Annotated in this window: 15 protein-coding genes and 2 pseudogenes; 13 read left to right on the forward strand and 4 right to left on the reverse strand. The window is 69.9% G+C overall.

Annotated features, from left to right (window positions below; translation table 11 throughout):
* The first annotated feature begins 96 nt into the window (after positions 1–96).
* The gene (locus STSP_RS33360; protein ID WP_067284769.1) at positions 97–894 is read left to right on the forward strand and encodes an ArsR/SmtB family transcription factor; all 798 of its coding nucleotides are present in this window, start codon (positions 97–99) and stop codon (positions 892–894) included.
* Positions 895–973: 79 nt separating this feature from the next.
* Positions 974–1,531 (forward strand): TetR/AcrR family transcriptional regulator, encoded by a 558-nt coding sequence (locus STSP_RS33365; protein WP_067284770.1) that lies wholly within the window; start codon positions 974–976, stop codon positions 1,529–1,531.
* A 98-nt stretch (positions 1,532–1,629) separates the two neighbouring features.
* On the opposite strand, the gene STSP_RS33370 is transcribed toward STSP_RS33365, so the two are convergent.
* Entirely contained in the window at positions 1,630–2,454 is an 825-nt protein-coding gene (locus STSP_RS33370) for an EI24 domain-containing protein (protein ID WP_067284771.1), read from the reverse strand.
* Positions 2,455–2,520: 66 nt separating this feature from the next.
* Positions 2,521–5,115: a M14 family zinc carboxypeptidase gene (locus tag STSP_RS33375; protein WP_067284772.1), complete on the reverse strand. Its 2,595-nt coding sequence runs from the start codon at positions 5,113–5,115 to the stop codon at positions 2,521–2,523.
* A 317-nt stretch (positions 5,116–5,432) separates the two neighbouring features.
* Here STSP_RS33375 and STSP_RS33380 point away from each other — a divergent pair, with 317 nt between their 5' ends.
* Positions 5,433–6,260 (forward strand): hypothetical protein, encoded by an 828-nt coding sequence (locus STSP_RS33380; RefSeq protein ID WP_232789891.1) that lies wholly within the window; start codon positions 5,433–5,435, stop codon positions 6,258–6,260.
* Between the two features lie 108 nt (positions 6,261–6,368).
* Here the strand turns inward: STSP_RS33380 and STSP_RS33385 are convergent, their stop codons facing one another.
* Positions 6,369–6,818: a MarR family winged helix-turn-helix transcriptional regulator gene (locus tag STSP_RS33385; protein ID WP_067284773.1), complete on the reverse strand. Its 450-nt coding sequence runs from the start codon at positions 6,816–6,818 to the stop codon at positions 6,369–6,371.
* Positions 6,819–6,908: 90 nt separating this feature from the next.
* Here STSP_RS33385 and STSP_RS33390 point away from each other — a divergent pair, with 90 nt between their 5' ends.
* Together STSP_RS33390 and STSP_RS33395 are read left to right on the forward strand one after the other, a co-directional pair.
* Positions 6,909–7,940, forward strand: a complete 1,032-nt coding sequence (locus tag STSP_RS33390) for an NADP-dependent oxidoreductase (RefSeq protein WP_067284774.1) — start codon at positions 6,909–6,911, stop codon at positions 7,938–7,940.
* An 84-nt stretch (positions 7,941–8,024) separates the two neighbouring features.
* Positions 8,025–8,369, forward strand: a complete 345-nt coding sequence (locus STSP_RS33395) for a hypothetical protein (protein WP_067284775.1) — start codon at positions 8,025–8,027, stop codon at positions 8,367–8,369.
* Positions 8,370–8,410: 41 nt separating this feature from the next.
* Here the strand turns inward: STSP_RS33395 and STSP_RS41455 are convergent.
* Positions 8,411–8,680: pseudogene (locus tag STSP_RS41455) on the reverse strand (SCO2400 family protein); the annotation flags it as partial.
* A 222-nt stretch (positions 8,681–8,902) separates the two neighbouring features.
* On the opposite strand from STSP_RS41455, the gene STSP_RS33400 reads away from it, so the two are divergent.
* The 8 genes and pseudogenes from STSP_RS33400 to STSP_RS33435 form a co-directional block, all read left to right on the forward strand.
* A complete protein-coding gene (locus tag STSP_RS33400; RefSeq protein WP_067284776.1) occupies positions 8,903–10,066 on the forward strand; it encodes a mandelate racemase/muconate lactonizing enzyme family protein in 1,164 nt (387 codons plus the stop codon).
* On the forward strand, positions 10,063–11,073 hold the full coding sequence (locus tag STSP_RS33405; RefSeq protein WP_067284777.1) for a zinc-dependent alcohol dehydrogenase: 1,011 nt from the start codon (positions 10,063–10,065) through the stop codon (positions 11,071–11,073). The genes STSP_RS33400 and STSP_RS33405 overlap by 4 nt, the downstream gene beginning before the upstream one ends.
* Before the next feature lie 150 nt (positions 11,074–11,223).
* Positions 11,224–12,186 (forward strand): hypothetical protein, encoded by a 963-nt coding sequence (locus STSP_RS33410; protein ID WP_067284778.1) that lies wholly within the window; start codon positions 11,224–11,226, stop codon positions 12,184–12,186.
* 136 nt (positions 12,187–12,322) lie between these two features.
* Positions 12,323–13,435, forward strand: a complete 1,113-nt coding sequence (gene chvE / locus STSP_RS33415; RefSeq protein ID WP_078067712.1) for a multiple monosaccharide ABC transporter substrate-binding protein — start codon at positions 12,323–12,325, stop codon at positions 13,433–13,435.
* Between the two features lie 47 nt (positions 13,436–13,482).
* The gene (gene mmsA, locus STSP_RS33420) at positions 13,483–15,033 is read left to right on the forward strand and encodes a multiple monosaccharide ABC transporter ATP-binding protein (RefSeq protein WP_067284780.1); all 1,551 of its coding nucleotides are present in this window, start codon (positions 13,483–13,485) and stop codon (positions 15,031–15,033) included.
* A complete protein-coding gene (gene mmsB / locus STSP_RS33425) occupies positions 15,030–16,277 on the forward strand; it encodes a multiple monosaccharide ABC transporter permease (protein WP_067284781.1) in 1,248 nt (415 codons plus the stop codon). The genes mmsA and mmsB overlap by 4 nt, the downstream gene beginning before the upstream one ends.
* Before the next feature lie 138 nt (positions 16,278–16,415).
* Positions 16,416–17,480, forward strand: coding sequence for an aldose epimerase family protein (locus tag STSP_RS33430; protein WP_232789892.1), 1,065 nt, complete (start codon positions 16,416–16,418; stop codon positions 17,478–17,480).
* A gap of 192 nt (positions 17,481–17,672) precedes the next feature.
* Positions 17,673–18,923 (forward strand): annotated as a pseudogene (locus STSP_RS33435) (pyridoxal phosphate-dependent aminotransferase); the annotation flags it as partial.
* Between the last annotated feature and the right edge of the window lie 34 nt (positions 18,924–18,957).

Consider the following 18,957-nt stretch of genomic DNA (forward strand, 5'->3'; position numbering starts at 1 on the left):
GGGGCGGGAGCCGACAGGGCGCTGTTGACATGCAGCTGGTTGGCTGCCTATTTTTCATGCAGCCGAATGGCTGCATGAATGGGGTGGCGAGAGACGATGGACGAGGTGTTCAGGGCACTGGCCGATCCCAGCCGCCGCAGGCTGCTGGACAGCCTGAACGCGTGCAACGGGCAGAGCCTGCGCGAACTGTGCGCCGGGCTGTCCATGGCCCGCCAGTCCGTCAGCAAGCACCTCGCGGTACTGGAGGCGGCGAACCTGGTGACCACGGTGCGGCGCGGCCGGGAGAAGCTGCACTACCTCAACGCGGAACCGATCAACGCCATCGCCGAGCGCTGGATCGGCCAGTACGACCATGAGCGGGTGCGCGCGCTCGCCGACCTCAAGCGAGCATTGGAGCAAGAGCCCATGACCAGCAACGAGTTCGTCTACACGACCTACATCAACACCACACCGGAACGGCTCTGGCAGGCCCTGACCGACCCGGCGTTCACCCGCCGCTACTGGGGCGTGGCGTTCGAGACCGACTGGGCTCCCGGTTCGGCGATGGTCTGGGAGCAGGGCGGCGAGAAGACCGCCGACCCCGCCCAGGTCGTCCTCGAGTCCGAGCCCGGCCGCCGGTTGTCCTACACCTGGCACACCTTCACACCGGAGTGGGCGAAGGCCGCCGGGGTGAGCGACGACGTGCTCGCCCGGGTCTCCGCCGAGCGCCGCTCCAAGGTGACCTTCGAGATCGAACCGCTCGGGCAGATGGTCAGGCTGACCGTGGTGCACGACGGCTTCGATCCCGGGAGCACCGTGCTGGACATGATCCGCGGCGGCTGGCCGGCGCTGCTGTCCAGCCTCAAGACGCTGCTGGAGACGGGCGAGGCGCTGCCGGAGCCCGCGTCCGAGTAGCCGCGGCTGCTGTACTGGTCCGGCTGAGCCCCCACCGGCGAACGAGACGGCTGCAGCGGAACGGAAGGAAGCCCACACCATGGCCACCAGGGCACGAAGCGAGGAGCGCCGTGCGGAGATCCTGCGCGCCGCTCTCGAGGTGATCGCCGAGCGCGGTTACCGGGGCGCCAGCCTGGCCGCGGTCGCCGAGCGGGTCGGCCTCACACAGCAGGGGCTGCTGCACTACTTCCCCACCAAGGAGGCGCTGCTCATCGCCGTACTGGAGGAACGCGACCAGTGGGACTCGGTGCCCGACTCCCAGTGGCGGCTCGACCTGCTGGGCTCGCTCGTCGAGTACAACGCGATGCGGCGCGGCATCGTGCAGACCTTCTCGGCCCTGCTGGGCGAGAGCGTCGCGGAGGGGCATCCGGCGCGGGAGTTCTTCACCCGGCGGTACGCCGCGGTGCGCGGCAGCATGGCGCAGGTGCTGCGCGCCGAGTACGGCGACCGGCTGCCCGGAGGGCTGACCCCCGAGCAGGCCGCTCCGCTGATGGTGGCGGTGATGGACGGGCTGCAGTTCCAGTGGCTCCTCGACCCGGACGCGGTGGACATGCCGGACGCGTTCCGGGACTTCCTCCGGCTGCTGAGCGGCGACTGACCCGCGAACTGGGGTGCGGGAGCCGGTGCGACGGGGCGAACGTCAGGCTGATGCCCAGACCCGCGAGGACCGTGATGACGGCGACGGCATCAGTTCGGTCATGAGACGGCTGACTCCCCCTCCGCTATCTCCTCGTCGGCCTGGTCGCGCTGTTCCTTGTCGGCGGGGTGGTCCCGGGTGTCCTCGCCCAGCAGATCCCGCGCCATCAGCGTCGCCCCCGCCACCGCGCCCGGCATCAGGAACACCGCGACGAAGGGAACGAGGAACGAGACAGCCAGCGGAGCGCCGAAGCCCCAGGCCAGAGGCTTGCGGCCGCGCAACAGAGCGAGGCGGTCGCGGAGTTCGACGCCGCGGCGCTGCATCGCGACCGACACGAGCTCCTGGCTGAGGAAGAACCCGGTGACGAAGAAACCGAGCACGGGGATCACCGTCTGGCCGACGACGGGGATGAACCCGAGGGCGAAGAGCAGCACGCCCCAGAGTCCGGCCCGTACGAGGACGCGCAGGCTGTCCCGCGCGGAGATCCACAGCTCCCGCCAGAGCGGCAGCCCCGACTCCGGCGCGGTGCCGTCCGGCGACACGGAGCGGTCGACCCTCTCGGACAGCGCCTCGTAGAAGGGCTGTCCGACGAGCAGGGTCACCGCCGTGAAGGTGAGGACGGCGAGCAGCAGCCCCAGCGCGAACAGGACGGCGGTCAGGAAGCCGCGGAACAGGCCGAGCCAGGGCGAGGACCAGTCGTCGGCGAAGGGCGTGGCCCAGCCGACGAAGTCCCCGCCCCAGAGGGCGAGCGCGGTCAGTGCGGCGGCGTACAGCAGGAGGGTGATCAGGCCGGGCAGCAGCCCGAATCCGTACTGCCGCCCGTGCCGGGCCACCCACCGCTGTCCCTTGACCAAGTACGCGAATCCCGCCCCAAGATCGTGCATAGGGCGCACCTTACCGGGCGAGCCCCTTGGTCGGGCGCCTTGGGCGGGCACCGGTCTGGGCACACATCAACGCGGCATCAGCAAGGCCCTCCCCACCTGTGCGAACAGGCCCTTGGGATGGGCCCGGAACAGCGGCTCTGTGCCGAAGAGCACGACACGCGTACCGTCGGCGTCGCCGCTCACCACGGACGCCTGCCCGGCGGCCGCCGCAGGCCCGCCGCTCCCGTCGTCCAGAGCCCGCCAGTGGCCCGACACGAGCGGATCCTCGGCTGCGTACAACTGCTCGACGCGCACCCCGGATCCGAGGTCCGTGAACCACATCGGCGAGTACACGAAGCTGTGGTCGGGCGCGCCCGCGGTGACGGTGCCGCCGGCCGTGTTGACCACGCGCACCACGCCGTTGGCGTCTCCGTTGCCGGTGACGGGCTTCACCGCGAGCAGCCCGGCGTCGGCGTTGAGCGCGGCGCCGGTCGCCCCGCGTCCGACGAAGCCTCCGCCGGCGGCGAGGAACGCGTCGAGCCCGGCCCGCGCGGACGGGTTCAGCTGGTCACGGTCCAGCCCGGCCGAGACGAACAGCACGTCCGCCTTCGCCCAGTCGAATCCGGCGTTGAGGATCGCCGTGGACACCGGCACCACGTCGAAGTTCATCTCCCGCAGCGCGAAGAGTTCGCCGGCCGTGACGGCGGCCGCGACCCTGGTGCGGTGCAGCACGGCCCCGCCATCGGTCTTCGTGGCGTCGAAGGCCACGCCGTACGTCTCCGCGAGCGCCGCGGCCTTCGTGCGGGCCGACGACGGCACGATCACGCCGCTTCCGTCGTCCGCCTGCCGCACCGGAATCCCGTCGGCGAGGAGGGAGTTGAGGGCGGCGATCTCCCGCGGGTCGTCCAGCCGCAGCCGCAGGTCGCCGCTCGGCGCCACGTAGCCGGTGTTCGCGGCAGCATGGACCGTACGCGCCGGGACCGCGGACAGGTCCCCCGGCCCGCGCACCGTCTCGACCGTCGCGCCCCACAGCCGCCCCAGGCTCCACCCGGAGATGTCGTACATCGTGGACACCTTGTCGCTGATGTCCCGCCCGTCCGCGAGGATCACGTTCGCGAGGCCCCGCTTGGACTGGTGCATGTCGACGACGTACGAGCCCTTCGCGTACGACCGGCCGGCCAGCCGGAAGGCGCGGGTCGCGCGCTCCACGCTGACGTCGTTGGCGAGCAGGTGGTCCACCAGCCGTGCCGCGGCCGTCGCCGACCGCTGGGCGCGCCCGCCCGCCGGGATGACGTAGGCACGCGGGAAGTCGGTCGTGTACACGTCCTCCGGGCCGATGCCCGGCACGCCCGGCACCGTCTCCTCCGACACGGGCACCTGGGCGGCGCCCGCCGCGCCCCGCCGGAAGACCTCGATCTGGTCGGCGATCAGGGCGGTCCTGTGCGCCTCGGTGTAGGCGAGGGTGGCGCGCATGGCCGCGCCCGCGATGTCCACGTTGATGCCTGCCCTGCGCCGCAGTTCGCCGACGGGCAGCTCGTCGTACTCGTCGTTGTTGACGGCCATCGGGAACTCGATGGTGTGCGCGGCGACCGCGCCGTGGAACGGCATGTACTGCGGCGTGAAGATCGGCGGCCAGTCGTCCCAGCCCTCCGCCTGGTCCCGGAACGGGATCTGGGCGGGCTCGACGCCGTCCTTCGCGGGCGTGTAGCCGAGGCCGTTGACGGCGGCCTCCATGCCGAGGGCGTTGGCGTAGGTGTGCTTCAGGAAGAGGTCGTACTCGTAGTTCTCGCCGTGCGGGGGCGTCGTCGGCTCGATCAGGGTGCCGTTGACGTATCCGTGCAGGTCGAGCATCACGGCGGGCTGCTTGTCGATCGCGATCTGCCGGATCGCGCGGGCCTCCGGCTGGGACGCGGTGATGAAGTCGCGGTTGAGGTCGAAGCCGTTGGCATTGGCGCGCGTTCCGGCGATACGGCCGTCGGGGTTGGCGGTGATGTTGAAGTAGAGGCGGTTGTGCGCGAGCAGTTCGGCTGTCGCGGAGTCCTTCGCCTTCGCGAGCTGCTCGACGAGTTCCAGGGCTGCGTCCGTGCCCTCCCACTCGTTGCCGTGGATGTTGTTGTTGATGAACACGGGCGTCTTGTAGGAGGACTTGACGGTCTGGTCCTTGGCCGCGGCCGCGGGCGCGTTCTCGATGAGTTCGCGCATGCGTTCCTGCCGGGCCGCCTCGCGGGCCGACTCGGGCGCCGTGACCGTGACCAGGTACAGCGGATGTCCGCCGGCCGAACGGCCAGCGATCTCCACGCTCACGCGGTCGCCGAGGCGCTGCAGGGCGTTCAGCTTCGGAGCGATGGCGTGATACGGCGTCAGGCCGAGCTTGATGGACTTGTCGGCCGGGTTCTCCGGCTCCGAGGGGAGGATCTGGCGGCGCGGGTAGCCGAGTTGGGACCCAGAGTCGGATTCGGCTCCCCGGCCGGAGAGGTCCGGTGCCGGCTCGGTGAGGGCGCGCTCCGCCGCGGCCTCGGAGGCGCTGGCTGCCCGGTCGGGGGCGAGCGGTGAGCCCTCACGCAGGGCAGGGCTGCCCGGCTTCGGGACGGGATCGGCGACGGCACCGCCCGGGGCCAGCAGCAGGGTGCTCACCGCAGTGGCGATCGTGAGGGCGGTCAGGGCAGGTCTCGGTCTGTGCACACGGGCCTCCTGTGGGGTTCCCGGGACTCCTGAGATCGGTACGGGACTCCTGAGATCGGTACGCGAGGTGTATCGGTTCAACTCACGGACAACAAGAGGGCCTTGGCACATCGGACGCCCCCTGTGGAACCCGTACGTTCATGTGGGGAGGGCATGCTGAGGGCCGACCCGGCCGCCGCCGCGGGGCCGCACCGGAGCAACGAGGAGGGTCATGAACCCGATCCCCACCCGGATCCCCACCCCGATCACCATCCCGATCCGGATTCCGATCCCGACTCCGGACCACGCCCGGATCGTCCATCCCCGGTGTGGAGTCCGTGGCGCGCCTGGCGCGCAGCACGGGCGAGCTGTCGGGCCGGCTGTTCGACACCGCGGGGAACATCACGCGGATCGTCGCCAACACGCTTGATCCTCGCGACGGTTCGGGCGCGCAGACGCTGCGCATGCTGCAGCAGACCACCGCGGAACTCGCCGAGGCCAGCGGGTCGCCGCAGGCGCAGGAGGCCTTCTACCGGATCGTGGACACGCTCACGCGGCTCGGCACGACCGGTGCGCCGCTGGCCGTCCACCCCGTGAGCCGGCCCGCGCAGGCGCTGCTCACGGCGCTCGGGGACAGCCTGCTGCCGGTGCTGGACGCGGTGGAGCCCGCGGTCGAGGAGTGGGCGGCGGCGATCGACGAGCTGGTCGACGCGTCGTCGCCCCTGCTGCCGGCCGCGGCCGGGGCGGCGGCCGGGGCGCTGCTCCTCCTCACACCCGTACTGCTGGCCGCCGCCGATGTGCTGCGTGACTCGGGTCCCGAGCTGCAGCGGATGGCCGACGCGCTCACGGCGGCGCTCGCCCCGCTGCTGCCGATCCAGGTCGCGCTGGCCGAACGGGCGGCAGCCGCCGGGGCCGGGGTGGTCCGCTCCGCGCTTCCGCCCCTCGCGGACCTCACGGAGGCCGCGGCCCAGGCCATGAAGACGTTCCGCCCTGTCCTCGTCGCGGGCGAGGAGCTCCTGGTCTCCGGCCTGGAGCAGCTCCAGCCGCTCCTCCTCGCCACGGCGGCCCACACGGGCCGCCTGGCCCGCGCCGCGGCCGTCCGCGTCACCGCGGCGGCTTCGCCTGCGGCGGACCAGGGGGTGGTGGTGGCGGTCCACGCGACGTGACGGCTTGGTGGCGGATCGGCGGGGTCCGCTGGGTCGCCCGGGTCCGCGGGTCCGCCGGCCCCCCAAATGTCGGCTGGGGGCGGAGCCACCACCCAGGCGGCAGCCCCGTCAGTCGCCGTCGCCGCCCCCGACCCCCACCATCCTGCGCAGCATGTCCCGCAGGGACACCCGCTCGTCCCGGGAGAGGCTCGCCAGCGGCTCGCGGGCGAAGTCCAGTGAGTCCCGCAGGCTGCGCGCCGTCCGCACGCCCTCCTCCGTGGGCGCGGCCAGCTTGACCCGGCGGTCGGCGGGGTCCGGGCGCCGCTCCACGAGCCCGCGGGCCTCGAGGCGGTCGATGATCCCGGTGACGTTCGACGGCTCGCACTTCAGTCTCTGTGCCAGCTGCCGCATGGGCAGCGGCTCCAGGGACAGCAGCCCCAGGACGCGGGCCTGCGCGCCGGTCAGCGCGTGCCGGCCAGCCGCCCGCTCGTACTCCTCGTGGTAACGGGCCACGACGGTGCCGATGAGTTCGACGACCTCGAGGGTCAGGGAGTCTGTGCGGGTGTTCCGGCCGGCCATGCCCACCAGGCTACCGGGTTGCTTGACATCATGAAATATTCAGGAGCATGGTTGTTTCAGAACCTGAAACAACCCGGAAAGGCGCCTCCCATGTCCGTGAGCCCAGAGCAGCTGCCCGCGACCAGCCGCGAATGGCACCTGCTGAGCTACCCGCACGGCTGGCCCAAGCCCGAGGACTTCGCCCTGCGCGAGGTGGAGCTGCCGCAGCCCGGCGAGGGCCAGGTGCTCGTGCGCAACCTCTTCCTGTCCGTGGACCCGTACATGCGCGGCCGGATGAGCACGGCCAAGTCGTACGTCGCGCCCTTCGAGCTGAACCAGCCGATGCAGGGCGGCGCCGTCGGCCGCATCGTCGCGTCGGACGTCGAGGGCCTGGAGGCCGGCGACCACGTCCTGCACTTCGAGGGCTGGCGCGAGTACGCGGTGGTCGACGCCAAGCACGCCGTGAAGGTCGACCCCGATGCGGCGCCGCTGAGCACCTACCTCGGCGTGCTGGGCATGACGGGCCTGACCGCGTACGCGGGTCTGCTGCGCGTCGCCGGGTTCAAGGAGGGCGAGACCGTCTTCGTGTCCGGCGCGGCCGGCGCCGTCGGCAGCCAGGTCGGCCAGATCGCCAAGCTCAAGGGCGCCGCGCGCGTCATCGGCTCGGCGGGCTCGGACGACAAGGTCAAGCTGCTCGTCGAGGAGTACGGCTTCGACGCGGCCTTCAACTACAAGAAGGGCCCGGTCTCGCAGCAGCTGCGCGAGGCCGCCCCGGACGGCATCGACGTCTACTTCGACAACGTCGGCGGCGACCACCTCGAGGCCGCGATCGGCTCCCTCAACCGGGGCGGCCGGATCGCCGTGTGCGGCATGATCTCCGTCTACAACGCCACGGAGCCCGCGCCGGGGCCGCGCAACCTCGCCCGCCTGATCCAGACCCGCGGCCGCATCGAGGGCTTCCTCGTCGGCGACCACTACGACCTGCAGCCGCAGTTCGTCCAGGAGGTCGGCGCCTGGGTCCGCTCCGGTGAGCTGAAGTACCGCGAGACGGTCGTCGAGGGCATCGAGAACAACCTGGAGGCGTTCCTCGGGGTGCTGCGCGGCGACAACACCGGGAAGATGATCGTCTCCCTCGAGGGCTGACGGTCCGAGAACCAGCCGTGGGGCGTCGGCCGATGCGGCCGGCGCCCCACTCGCTCACCTCAGGTGCACCACCACAGAAAGCGCGTGCACGTCTCCGACGGCTCCGGCTCCGGCGTCGGCGCGGGGGCGGTAGGCCGGGGCGCCGACGCCGAGGGGCGGACCACCGTCGAGTCCGCGGACGAGGGCGTCCGCGAGGCGCCCGACGAGACGGGTCCCGAGCTGGACTCCCCGCCCTCCGACGTGCCCTCTTCACCCTTTTTCTGCTTTTCGCTCTTCTTCGACTCCGACGCCGATGGCGAGGCACTGGCGGACGCCCGGTCCGCCGCCGATGAGCCCGTCTCGCCACTGATCGGCCGTGCACTGCTCGCGCCGGTCGGCGCGCCGTCCACGGAGTCGTCCGCCACGGCGTCGGGCACGGTGGCCGCCTGATCGTCACCCGGCGACTCGAGCCCCAGCTCGGCCAGGCTCAGGCCGCCGACCGCCAGTGCAAGTCCCGCACCGATCAGCACCGTTCGGCGGCGTCGGCGGCGTCGCGCCCGCAGCGACGCGCGGGCTCCGCGACCGCGGCGGCCCCCGCCGTCGAACTCCGCCTCTTCTTCGTACGCGTCGTCCGCTCCGTCAGCCGCCTCCTGTGCGGCGACGGATTCCGCGTACGCACGGCAGGCTTCGGCGGGGGTTCCGCACCCCGGGCAGGCGAGGGCGCCGTTGAGGTGCCTTCGGCACGGGTGGCAGTAGTCCATGACGCACGCAGGCTAGGCGCAGCAGCGGTTAAGGAAAAAGTGACTGGTGTGAAAGTTGTGTAGGGAATGGCCCATTCCGGCGCGTCGCGCGAGGCCTCTGCGGCATGTCGCCGCAACACATATGTGCCCGAACCATTGACACCTGACCTGCGCCATCCTTACTGTCTCGCCAGCATTTCGAACGTGATCCGAAATTTCGAACAAGCACTGGGGGCAACTGCCGTGCGCATCACCGGAATCAGCACATACGTCGTGGGGACACCGTGGCGGAACCTGACGTACGTCCAGGTGCACACCGACGAGGGCATCACGGGTGTCGGCGAGACCCGGATGCTGGGCCACACCGATGCGCTGCTCGGCTACCTGCGCGAGGCCGAGGCCAACCACATCATCGGTTCCGATCCGTTCGCTGTCGAGGACCTGGTCCGCCGCATGAAGTACGGCGACTACGGCCGGGCGGGCGAGATCGTGATGTCCGGTATCGCCGTGATCGAGATGGCCTGCTGGGACATCAAGGGCAAGGCGCTCGGGGTGCCGGTGTGGCAGCTCCTGGGCGGCAAGGTCACCGACAAGGTCAAGGCGTACGCCAACGGCTGGTACACCACCGAGCGCACCCCGGAGGCGTACCACAAGGCCGCGCAGGAAGTCATGGCGCGCGGATACAAGGCGCTGAAGATCGACCCGTTCGGGACGGGCCACTTCGAGCTCGACCACGAGCAGAGCCTGTACGCGGTCTCGCTGATCGAGGCCGTGCGGGACGCGATCGGCCCGGAGGCCGAGCTGATGCTGGAGATGCACGGCCGCTTCTCGCCCGCGACCGCCGTCCGGCTCGCGCACGAGCTCGCGCCCTTCAAGCCCGCGTGGCTGGAGGAGCCGGTGCCGCCGGAGAACCTCAAGGCGCTGGAGAAGGTCGCCGCGAAGGTCGACATGCCGGTCGCGACCGGTGAGCGCATCCACGACCGGATCGAGTTCCGCGAGCTGTTCGAGAGCCAGGCCGTGGACATCATCCAGCCCGACGTCGGCCACATCGGCGGCATCTGGGAGACCCGCAAGCTCGCCGCGACCGCCGAGACGCACTACATGCTGGTCGCCCCGCACAACGTCGGCGGCTCGGTGCTGACGGCGGCGAGCCTCCAGGTGGGCTTCACCGCGCCCAACTTCAAGATCCTGGAGCACTTCAACGACTTCGCGGACGCGGAGATCAAGAAGGTCGTCAAGGGCGCCCCGCAGGTCGTCGACGGCTACTTCCACCTCTCGGACGCGCCCGGCCTCGGCGTCGAGCTGGACACCGACGCGGCTGCCGAGTTCCCGCAGCAGCAGGCCCGGTTCGACCTGTGGGCCGAGGGCTGGGAGAAGCGGAAGCCGAAGCAGAAGGAGGATCAGTGAGCACCGCGGTCGTCGTCGACGCGCCCGGCTCCTTCCGGCTGGTCGAGCACGCGCCGCGCGACCCCGCCCCCGGCGAGGCCCTCGTCCGCGTGCACGCGAGCGGGATCTGCGGCAGCGACCGCGAGATCTACCAGGGCAACCGTCCCGAGGGCTATGTGCGCTTCCCCCTCACGCCCGGCCACGAGTGGTCCGGGACCGTCGAGGCGGTCGGTGACGGCGTGCCCGCGGGGCTCGTCGGCCGGAAGGTCGTCGGCGAGGGCTTCCGCAACTGCCAGGTGTGCGACCGGTGCCACGCGGGCGAGACGACGCTGTGCACCGCCGGGTACGAGGAGACCGGGTTCACGCAGCCCGGCGCCATGGCCGCGACGCTGACGCTGCCGGCCCGGCTGCTCCACATCCTTCCGGACGACGCCGATCTGACGGCCGCCGCGCTCCTGGAGCCCGCCGCGTGCATCGCCGCGGCTGCGCTGAAAGCGAACGCCAGGCCGGGCGAGCGGGTCGCCGTGGTGGGCACCGGAACGCTCGGGATGTTCGCGGTGCAGTTCCTGGCCGCGGGCTCGCCCGCCGAACTCCTTGTGGTCGGCACCCGCCCGGACCGGCGCGAGATGTCGCTGTCCTTCGGGGCCACCGACTTCCGCACCCGGGACCAGGAGCTTCCCGACGACTTCGACGTGGTGATCGAGACCGCGGGATCGGCCTCCGCCGCCCGTACGTCGGCGGCCCTGCTGCGGCGCGGCGGACGGCTTGTCCTCACCGGCATCCCCGCGCCGGGCGCCGACGGGCTCGACCCGACGGACCTCGTGGTGCGCCAGCTCGAGGTGCAGACGGTCTTCGGCGCCCCGCCCTCCGCCTGGGCGCACACCGTACGGGCCTTCGGCGCCGGGCTGCTGAACCCGCTGCCGCTGGTCACCCACGAGCTGCCCCTCACGGGCTTCGCGGAGGCGATCGAGCTGGTGGGCTCGGGCGACCCCAAGGTCGGCAAGGTACTGCTCAAGCCGACCGCCTAGACCGTACGCCGGTACGGGGGCTCCTGACACCCCCGTACCGGCGTACACCCATACCTGCGAACCGCGTACGAAATATCAAACGCGTAACAGCAGCCACGAAACCGCTGCTGATGGACTATCAACGCTGCTGAGCGAACACCAAGGAGAACCGTGCCCGAGCCCACCGCCCCCCGCCGCCCCGGCGACAGCGCCCTCGGCCAGCTCGGCTTCGGCGCACCCGCACCGGAGCCGGCCGACGCCTCGCCGCATTCCTTCCCGGACGGCGGCACCTGGCGCACCGAAGTCCCGTCCGTGGAAGGACCCGAGGCGCTCGCCGTGGTCCTCAAGGAGTCGTCCCGGCTCGATGTGCCGATCCACCGCATCAGCCAGGGCAGCGGCGTCTGGATGCTCACCGACGCCGAGATCACCGAGATGGTCGAGGCCTGCGCCGAACGCGACATCGAGCTGTGCCTGTTCACCGGTCCGCGCGGCACCTGGGACATCGGTGCCGCGACCCGTACCCAGTCGGGGGGCGCGGGTCTGCGGGCGCGCGGGCACGACTCCGTCGCGGGCTGCGTTGAAGACGCCGTGCGTGCCACGGAGTTGGGCGTGAAGTGCCTGCTCGTCGCCGACGAGGGCGTGCTGTGGCTGCTGCACCAGCTGCGTGAGCAGGGTGTGCTGCCCGCCGACACGACCTTCAAGGTGTCGGCGCTGGTCGGGCCCGTGAACCCGGCGTCGTTCGCCGTGTGGGAGCAGTTGGGCGGTGACTCGATCAACATCCCCTCGGATCTCACCTTCCAGCACCTCACCGAGATCCGGCGGGTGAGCCGGGCGCCGATGGACCTGTATGTCGAGGCTCCGGACGACCTGGGCGGCTACGTGCGGATGTACGACGCGGCGGAGCTGATCCGGCGCGGCGCCCCGCTGTACCTGAAGTTCGGGCTCTCCAAGGCTCCCGGCATCTACCCGTACGGCGCGCACATGCGGGACACCGTGCTCGCGACCGCCCGTGAACGGGTGCGGCGCGGCCGCCTCGTTCTGGATCTTCTTGCCCGACACGGCGCCGACGGTGGCATGTCCCCGCTAGGCTCCCGACTGCCTGGTCAGCTCAAGCGTTTCGCGATTCCCACATAACGTTCCGGCCAAACCCTCTTCACAGAAGAAGACACGGCCGCGCAGAATCCGACACGACCTGCACAGGTCCGTCACATCTCGCTCGTCGCAGTCTCCTCGCCCGACCGAGCACCACCCCACACCAAGGATGTTGATCATGCGCAATCGCAGAGCCGTCACCCTCGCCACCGCCGTCACCGCTGCGCTGGCTCTCACCCTCACCGCCTGCGGCCAGAGCAGCGAGGGCGGCAGCGAGCAGGACAAGGGCAGCGCCAAGGGCGGCACCATCGGCATCGCGATGCCGACGAAGTCCTCCGAGCGCTGGATAGCCGACGGCAAGAACGTGGTCGCGGACCTGGAGTCCAAGGGCTACAAGACCAAGCTGGTCTACGGCGAGGACGACCCCGACCAGCAGGTCTCGCAGATCGAGAACCTGATCACCCAGGGCGTCAAGGCGCTGATCATCGCGGCGATCGACAACAAGTCGCTGAACAACGTCCTGCAGCAGGCCAAGGACGCCGGCATCCCGGTGATCTCCTACGACCGCCTGATCCTCGGCACCAAGAACGTCGACTACTACGCGACCTTCGACAACGAGAAGGTGGGCGAGCTCCAGGCCGGCTACCTCGTCGAGAAGCTCGGCCTGAAGGACGGCTCCAAGAAGGGCCCGTTCAACATCGAGCTGTTCGCCGGCTCCAACGACGACAACAACACGAGGTACTTCTTCGGCGGCGCGATGAAGGTCCTGCAGCCGTACATCGACAAGAAGCAGCTCGTCGTCAAGTCCGGCCAGACCAAGCTCACCGAGGTCACCACCCTGCGCTGGGACGGCGCCACCGCGCAGCGCCGCATGGACGACATCCTGACCAAGTCGTACAAGACCGACGAGGTCGACGCGGTGCTCTCGCCGTACGACGGCATCTCCATCGGCATCATCTCGGCGCTGAAGTCGGACGGCTACGGCTCCAAGGACAAGCCGCTGCCGGTCATCTCCGGGCAGGACGCCGAGGTCGCCTCGGTGAAGTCGATCATCGCCGGCGAGCAGTCGATGACCGTGTACAAGGACACCCGCGAGCTCGCCAAGGTGGCCTCGGGCATGGTCGACGCCGTCCTCAACGGCAAGAAGCCCGAGGTCAACGACACCAAGACCTACGACAACGGCGCCAAGGTCGTCCCGGCGTACCTGCTCGAGCCGGTGGCCGTCGACAAGAGCAACTACAAGAAGATCGTCGTCGACTCCGGCTACATCAAGGAGAGCGACCTCAAGTAACCCACCGCCACCGACCGACGATTCACCACTGATTGGAAGGCACGACCATGGCGGGACCCGTCCTGGAAATGCGCTCGATCGTCAAGACCTTTCCCGGCGTCAAGGCGCTTTCGGACGTCACGCTGACCGTCCAGCAGGGCGAGGTCCACGCCATCTGCGGGGAGAACGGCGCCGGCAAGTCGACCCTGATGAAGGTCCTCTCCGGCGTCCACCCGCACGGCTCCTACGAGGGCGAGATCCTCTTCGAGGGAGAGGTCTGCCAGTTCAAGGACATCCGGGCGAGCGAGCAGCAGGGCATCGTCATCATCCACCAGGAGCTGGCGCTGGTGCCCTACCTGTCCATCGCCGAGAACATCTTCCTCGGCAACGAGCACGCCACGCGCGGGCTCATCAACTGGAACGAGACCCTGCGGCACGCCACCGAGCTGCTGCGCCGGGTCGGTCTCTCCGACCACCCGGAGACCCGCGTCGCCGACATCGGCGTGGGCAAGCAGCAGCTCGTGGAGATCGCCAAGGCGCTGTCCAAGAAGGTGAAGCTGCTCATCCTGGACGAGCCGACCGCGGCACTGAACGACGAGGACAGCGGCAAACTCCTCGACCTCATCCTGGAGTTGAAGAAGCAGGGCATCACCTCGATCATCATCTCCCACAAGCTGAACGAGATCCGCAAGGTCGCCGACTCGGTGACGATCATCCGCGACGGGCGGTCCATCGAGACGCTCGACGTGAAGGCGCCGGAGACGACCGAGGACCGGATCATCAGCGGCATGGTCGGCCGCGACCTCGACCACCGCTTCCCGGAGCGCACCCCGCACGAGCCGGAGGAGGGCGCGGCCCCCGCGCTGGAGATCCGCAACTGGACCGTGCACCACCCCATCGACCAGCAGCGCAAGGTGGTCGATGACGTGACGATCAACGTACGGCGCGGGGAGATCGTCGGCATCGCCGGCCTCATGGGCGCCGGCCGCACCGAGCTCGCGATGAGCGTCTTCGGGCGGACGTACGGCCGTTACGGGGGCGGCACGGTCCTGAAGGACGGCAAGGAGATCCGTACGAAGACGGTGGCCGAGGCCGTGGGGCACGGCATCGCGTACGTCACCGAGGACCGCAAGCACTACGGCCTCAACCTCATCGACACGATCAACCGCAACATCTCGCTGAGCGCCCTCGGCAAGGTCGCCAAGCGCGGAATCGTCGACGAGCACGAGGAACGGCAGGTCGCCGAGGGCTTCCGCAAGACCATGAACATCAAGGCGCCGACCGTCTTCGAGCCGGTGGGCAAGCTCTCCGGCGGCAACCAGCAGAAAGTCGTCCTCAGCAAGTGGATCTTCGCGGGTCCGGACGTGCTGATCCTGGACGAGCCGACGCGCGGCATCGACGTGGGAGCCAAGTTCGAGATCTACACGGTCATCGACAAATTGGCCGCAGAGGGCAAGGCGGTCGTCTTCATCTCCTCCGAGCTGCCCGAGCTGCTCGGCATGTGCGACCGCATCTACACCATGGCCGCCGGGCGGCTCACGGGTGAGGTTCCGCGGGCCGAGGCCACGCAGGAAGTGCTGATGCGTCAGATGACTAAGGACAAAGAGGTAACGCGATGAGCACCGATGTGACCGACAAGAGCCCGGCGGCGGCACCGCCCGGCAGGAGCGGGGGCTCGGCCCCGGGCGGCGGCCTGCTGCAGCTGATGCTGGACGGCATGCGCCGCAACATGCGGCAGTACGGCATGCTGCTCGCGCTCGGCCTGATCGTGGCCCTGTTCGCGGTGTGGACCGACGGTGACCTGCTGCTGCCGCGCAACGTCTCCAACCTGGTCCTGCAGAACAGCTACATCCTGATCCTCGCGATCGGCATGATGCTGGTGATCATCGCGGGTCACATCGACCTGTCGGTCGGTTCGCTGACGGCGTTCGTGGGCGCGTTCGCGGCCGTGCTGACGGTGCAGCACAACGTGTCGTGGCCGATCGCCGTGGTGCTCTGTCTGCTGGCGGGCGCGGCGGCGGGCGCGGCGCAGGGCTTCTTCATCGCGTATCTCGGCATACCGTCGTTCATCGTCACCCTCGCCGGCATGCTGGTCTTCCGCGGTGTGACGGAGATCCTCCTGGAGGGACAGACCCTCGGCCCCTTCCCCGACGGGCTGCAGAAGATGGGCAACGGCTTCCTGCCCGAGGTCGGCCCCGAGACCAACTACCACAACATCACGCTGCTCCTTGGCCTCGTCCTGATCGCCTTCGTGGTCCTCCAGGAGGTCCGCGACCGCAAGCGCCAGCAGGAGTTCGCGCTGGACGTGGCGCCGCGCAACATCTTCCTGCTCAAGCTCGTCGCCATCGTCGCCGCGCTCCTCGTGGTCACGCTGCTGCTCGCCAGCTACAAGGGCGCGCCGATCATCCTGCTGATCCTTGGCGCGCTGGTGGTCGGCTACGGCTACGTCATGCGCAACGCCGTCTTCGGCCGGCACATCTACGCGATCGGCGGCAACCTGCCGGCGGCGAAGCTGTCCGGTGTGAAGGACAAGAAGGTCACCTTCCTGGTCTTCCTGAACATGGGCGTGCTGGCCGCCCTGGCGGGTCTGGCGATCGCCGCCCGTCTCAACGCGGCCTCCCCGAAGGCGGGCCTGAACTACGAACTCGAGGCGATCGCCTCGGCGTTCATCGGTGGCGCGTCCATGAGCGGCGGTGTCGGCACCGTGCTCGGCGCGATCATCGGCGGTCTCGTCCTCGGCGTGCTGAACAACGGCATGAATCTCCTCAGCGTCGGCACCGACTGGCAGCAGGTCATCAAGGGCCTGGCCCTGTTGGCGGCAGTCGGCTTCGACGTGTGGAACAAGCGCAAGGGCGTTTCCTGAGCCGCGGGTTCGGTTCACGGATCCGGTTCACAAGGCACTGATCGTCGCGGCGGCGGCAGCGGGACTCGCTGCCGCCGCCGCGGCGCGTACGGCATAACAGCAACGCAACAAGGACAGACAGAGGACAGGAGGAGACCGGTGAGCCCGGTGATCCCGGTGAAGGAACTCTTCGGCAAGCTCGCGGACGGCACGGAGGTCCACCGCTGGTCGCTGGCGAACGGCGGCACGCGGATGACGGTCCTGTCGTACGGCGGGATCGTCCAGTCCCTGGAGATCCCGGACCGGAACGGCGACTACGCGAACGTGTCGCTCGGCTTCGGGAGCCTCGAGGAGTACGTGGCGTCCAGCCCGTACTTCGGGGCGCTCATCGGCCGGTTCGGCAACCGCATCGCCAAGGGCCGCTACACGCTCGACGGCGAGACGCACGAGCTGCCGGTCAACGACGGCGAGAACTCGCTGCACGGCGGCACCGGCGGCTTCGACAAGCGGGTGTGGGACGTCGAGCCGTTCACCTCGGGCGCCGATGCCGGGCTCGTCCTGACGTACACGAGCGCCGACGGCGAGATGGGCTACCCCGGCACCCTCACCGCGAAGGTCACGTACACCCTGACCGCGGACGGCGACTGGCGTATCGACTACGAGGCGACGACGGACAAGGCGACGGTGGTCAACCTGACCAACCACGTCTACTGGAACCTCGCGGGCGAGGGCAGCGGCTCGGTCCACGACCACGAGCTGGAGATCGCCGCGTCCCGCTACACACCGGTGGACTCCGGCCTCATCCCGACCGGCGAGCTGGCGGAGGTGGCGGGCACCCCGTTCGACTTCCGCCGTACGAAGACGGTCGGCGAGGACCTCCGGGTGGCCGACCAGCAGCTGCTGTACGCCCAGGGCTTCGACCACAACCTGGTACTGGACAAGGGCGTCACGGCGGAGCCGAAGCACTTCGCGACGCTGAAGGACCCCGCGTCCGGCCGCACCCTGAAGATCGCCACTACGGAGCCGGGAGTGCAGTTCTACTCCGGCAACTTCCTGGACGGCACGCTGGTCGGCACGGCCGGCCGGATCTACCGGCAGGGCGACGCCCTGTGCCTGGAGACCCAGCACTACCCGGACTCCCCCAACCAGCCGGAGTTCCCGTCGACGCTACTGCACCCGGGCGAAACGTACAGGTCAACGACGGTGCACTCGTTCAACGCGTAACCGCGTAACCGTTGTGGGCAGGCGTTCCGCAGGGCGATGGGGGCACCTCCCATGCCCTTAAGGCAATGGGGGAGGGTGGGCACAACCCACGACGCACGGCGCCTCGAACCGTTGAACACGCCCCCTTCCGTGGCCGTACCAAGAGGCGGCCCGCGCCCCCCGCGGGCCGCCCACGGACGGGAGGCAGATCCCTTGGCACCGGCAGGAAACGTCACCTCGCTGTTCCGCACCACCGCGGCACACACCCCGTCGTACGCCGCGCTCACCAGGGAGAGCGAAGGGGACGGCCCGACGGACTTCTGCATCCCGTGCAACCCGTACTTCCCGTCCCCCGCCATGTTCGACGAGCTGTCGGTGCGGCTGCGCGAGATCCTGACGTACTACCCGAGCAGCGCGGACACCATCACCGCCGAACTGTGCGCCGTGCTTGGCCTGCCGGCCCAGTGCCTCGCCATGGGCAACGGCTCCACCGAGCTGATCACCTGGATCGACCACCTGCTGGTCCGCGAGTCGCTCGCGGTGCCCGTGCCCACCTTCGGCCGCTGGACCGACCAGCCGATGGAGACGGGCAAGCGCGTCGACATGTTCCCGCTGCCGGAGGCCGACGGGTTCGCGCTGGACCCGGCCGCGTATGTGCAGTTCATACGGACCAGAGGCTCCCGCGTCGCGGTCCTCTGCAATCCCAACAACCCGGACGGCGGCTACCAGCCGCGCCGGGCCGTCCTCTCTCTCCTCGACGCGCTGCAGGACCTCGACCTGGTCGTCGTCGACGAGTCCTTCCTGGAGTTCTCCGACGCGGAGACGGAGCCGAGCGTCGTGCAGGACGCGATGCTCCGCCCGAACGTCATCGTGCTGCGCAGCCTCGGCAAGAACTTCGGGCTGCACGGCGTGCGCTTCGGCTATCTCGTCGCCAACCCGGCGCTGGCGGGCAAGGTCCGCGCCGCCCTGCCGAAGTGGAACCTCAACTCCTTCGCCGAGACCGTGGTGTTCATGTTGAAGGAGCACGGCCGGGAGTACGCGGAGAGCCTCCATCTGGTCCGCCGCGACCGCATCGAGATGTCCCGCCTGCTGTCGGCGCTGCCGGGCCTCACCGTCTACCCGTCGCAGGGCAACTTCCTCTTCGTACGGCTTCCCGTGGGCACCGACGGCACGACGGTCCGGGACCGCCTGCTGACCGAGCACCGGATCCTGGTGCGCGAGTGCGGCAACAAGATCGGCAGCTCCAGCCGCTTCCTGCGCCTCGTGGTGCGCCCCCAGCCGGACGTCCTGCGCCTGGTGGCCGGCCTTGAACAGGTGCTCTACGAGGGCGGGAGGGGAGCCGCCGTGCCCGAGCCGGGGCAAGGAGCCCGGTACAGCTCGGGCACGGCGGCGGTGGACCGGCTGGTCGGTTCCACGAACGGCGCGGGCCTGGTGGGCCTGGCCGCCCAGATCCGGTCGGCGGGCCTGGCCGGGAGAGGTGAGGTGAGGTGAGGTGAGC

This window comes from Streptomyces jeddahensis (genome assembly GCF_001642995.1).
Lineage (GTDB): Bacteria > Actinomycetota > Actinomycetes > Streptomycetales > Streptomycetaceae > Streptomyces > Streptomyces jeddahensis.